Source organism: Pseudomonas sp. GM24, assembly GCF_000282235.1.
Lineage (GTDB): Bacteria > Pseudomonadota > Gammaproteobacteria > Pseudomonadales > Pseudomonadaceae > Aquipseudomonas.
The window spans coordinates 1-2,739 of sequence record NZ_AKJR01000350.1 but is presented as its reverse complement, the minus strand read 5'-3'; the positions used below and the strand labels follow the sequence as shown (position 1 = coordinate 2,739).

At 61.1% G+C, this 2,739-nt stretch carries 3 protein-coding genes; 2 read left to right on the top strand and 1 reads right to left on the bottom strand.

Annotation, left to right across the window (positions count from 1 at the left end):
• The first annotated feature begins 152 nt into the window (after positions 1–152).
• The gene (gene amn / locus PMI23_RS28190) at positions 153–1,652 is read left to right on the top strand and encodes an AMP nucleosidase (protein WP_162130176.1); all 1,500 of its coding nucleotides are present in this window, start codon (positions 153–155) and stop codon (positions 1,650–1,652) included.
• A gap of 72 nt (positions 1,653–1,724) precedes the next feature.
• Positions 1,725–2,360, top strand: a complete 636-nt coding sequence (locus PMI23_RS28185) for a pseudouridine synthase (RefSeq protein WP_042705066.1) — start codon at positions 1,725–1,727, stop codon at positions 2,358–2,360.
• On the opposite strand, the gene PMI23_RS28180 is transcribed toward PMI23_RS28185, so the two are convergent.
• Positions 2,355–2,564: a DUF2788 domain-containing protein gene (locus PMI23_RS28180; RefSeq protein WP_007909655.1), complete on the bottom strand. Its 210-nt coding sequence runs from the start codon at positions 2,562–2,564 to the stop codon at positions 2,355–2,357. The two genes, PMI23_RS28185 and PMI23_RS28180, sit on opposite strands and share 6 nt — an antisense overlap.
• Between the last annotated feature and the right edge of the window lie 175 nt (positions 2,565–2,739).

Here is a 2,739-nt window from a genome sequence, read left to right as displayed (position 1 = left end):
CTTGCCAGCGATGGCGGCAGGTCAGTCAACATTGATGTTGGATGTGCCGGCCTCATCGCTGGCAAGCCAGCTCCCACAGGGGTTCGCTTTGTCTGAAAGATTTGGGTACACCCACAACGCCACTGTTCCCGTGACGCCACGATGCAGGCAAGATGAAGCTCTGCAAGTCAGAACACAGGAAGCTGATCGTGACCGAAGCGTTTATTGTCGTTCAAACCGCCGAACAAGCCGTGGATCGTCTGGCCGAGTTGCACGAGCGGGCCACCTCTGCGCTGAACTCGGCGCTCAAGCGTTACCTCAAGGATCGCGTCGAACCCGACGCTGCGCAGCGTGCTCTGTTTCGTTATCCCGAACTGCGTCTGACCTACCATTGCCAGGGCGAAGTCCCACAGACCACCCGCGCTTACGCCAAGGTGCAATTGCCGGGCACTTATAGCGTCACCGTCACCCACCCGGCGGCGTTCCGCAAATACCTGCTCGAACAACTTGTGCCGTTGATGCATGACTTCACCGTGACCGTGGAAGTCGGCGTCAGCCAGCAAAATATCCCGTATCCGTATGTGGTCGAGCAGGGCGATGAACTGGCCGGCTCCGGCGTCACCGCTGCCGTACTGGCGCGGGTGTTCCCGAGTACCGACCTGTCCGCGGCCACCGACGGCATCGCCGACGGTCTCTACGACTGGGAAAACACCGATCCGCTGCCACTGGCCTTGTTCGACGCCGCGCGCGTGGATTTCTCGCTGCGTCGTCTGGTGCACTACACCGGCAGCGACTGGCGCCATGTGCAGCCGTGGATTCTGCTGACCAACTATCACCGCTACGTCGACCAGTTCATCGTCCATGGTCTGGAGCAACTGCGCAGCGACCCGCGTTTCGTGCGCATGGTCTTGCCGGGCAATGTGATCATCGAGAAGGGCATGGATCACGGCGAAGCGTCGGCGATTGCTGCCGGTGTGGTCTGGCACCGTTACCAGATGCCGGCCTATCACCTGATTGCCAGCGATGGCCACGGCGTGACCCTGGTCAACATCGGCGTCGGCCCGTCCAACGCCAAGAACATCACCGATCACCTGGCGGTGCTGCGTCCGCATTGCTGGCTGATGATCGGCCACTGCGGTGGCCTGCGTCAGTCGCAGACCATTGGCGACTATGTGCTGGCCCACGCTTATATGCGTCGCGACGGCATTCTCGACCGCGTGGTGCCGCCGAACATTCCGATCCCGGCACTGGCCGAAGTGCAAATGGCGCTGCAACAAGCAGCGGCGAATGTCACCGGTGAGAAGGGCGATGACCTGAAAAAACGCCTGCGCACCGGCACCGTGCTGACCTACGACGACCGTAACTGGGAATTGCGCTGGGCGCAGGAGCGGCCGTTGATCAACCTGTCCCGCGCCGTGGCGGTGGACATGGAAAGCGGCACGATTGCCGCGCAGGGTTATCGCTTGCGGGTGCCGTACGGCACGTTGCTGTGCGTTTCGGACAAACCGCTGCACAGTGAAATCAAGCTGCCGGGTTCGGCCAACGCCTTCTATGAGCGTGCGGTCAGCCAGCACTTGAAGATCGGCATCGAAGCGGTGGACCTGCTGCGCACTGAACTCAACTCGCTGCACTCGCGCAAACTGCGCAGCTTCGACGAACCGCCGTTCCGTTAACGGTTAATCGTGGTCATTTGGCGGTCGGGGCACTAGCATTGTCAGCCTCGACCGTTAGATGTTCTTTTCGCCATGTCCCGTCCCCCGCGTCCACCTTCTCGCCGCCCAGGTGCGAAGCCTCAGTCGTCTTCCCCGCGCCGTGTTGCCAAGGCACCCCCGGCCGAGCCGAAATTGATCCTGTTCAACAAACCGTTCGATGTGCTGACGCAATTCAGCGACGGCGAAGGGCGGGCGACCCTCAAGGATTTCATTGATGTGCCCGGCATTTATCCGGCCGGTCGCCTGGATCGTGACAGCGAAGGGTTGTTGCTACTGACCAACGACGGGCAGTTGCAGGCGCGCATCGCCGATCCGAAACACAAACTGGCGAAGACTTATTGGGTGCAGGTCGAAGGCGTGCCGACGGCCGAGCAGTTGCAGCGTCTGCGGGATGGTGTTGAGTTGAATGACGGCATGACCTTGCCGGCCGAAGCGCAACAACTGGACGAGCCTGAGTTGTGGCCGCGCAATCCGCCGGTGCGCTTTCGCGCGACCATACCGACTTCATGGCTGGAGCTGGTGATTCGCGAAGGGCGCAACCGTCAGGTACGACGCATGACCGCGGCGGTCGGGCTGCCGACATTGCGGCTGGTGCGGGTGAAGATTGGTGACTGGACGATCGAAGGGCTCGACCAGGGCCAGTGGAAGGAAGTGCCGGCGCGCTTATAAAGCGCCGGATTCGATCAGGCCGATCACCACACTCTTGATGATGAACGCGGCCACGCCCAGGCCCAGCACGAAGAACAGAATGAACGAGCCAAAGCGCCCGGCCTTGGACTTCTTCGCCAAATCCCAGACGATGAAACCCATGAAAATGATCAGGATGCTGACCAGGCCGGTCATCATCCACTCTTCTAATAATGCTGGATCCATTGGGTTTCTCCGGCGCGCATGCGGCTAAAAGGGCGCGGCGAGTATACGCCAAGGTGTGTGGGGTGGCATTGATCTGGGTCTGACCTGAAGCCGTTGCCCTCACCCTAGCCCTCTCCCAGTGGGAGAGGGGACTGACCGGGGGATGCTCGCAAAATACGCCGACCTGAACGTTCTG

What these genes read in the sequence shown, in the direction of transcription:
- amn (WP_162130176.1), top strand. Translation starts at nt 153, where the DNA reads ATGAAGCTCTGCAAGTCAGAACACAGGAAGCTGATCGTGACCGAAGCG.
- PMI23_RS28185 (WP_042705066.1), top strand. Translation starts at nt 1,725, where the DNA reads ATGTCCCGTCCCCCGCGTCCACCTTCTCGCCGCCCAGGTGCGAAGCCT.
- PMI23_RS28180 (WP_007909655.1), bottom strand. Translation starts at nt 2,564, where the DNA reads ATGGATCCAGCATTATTAGAAGAGTGGATGATGACCGGCCTGGTCAGC.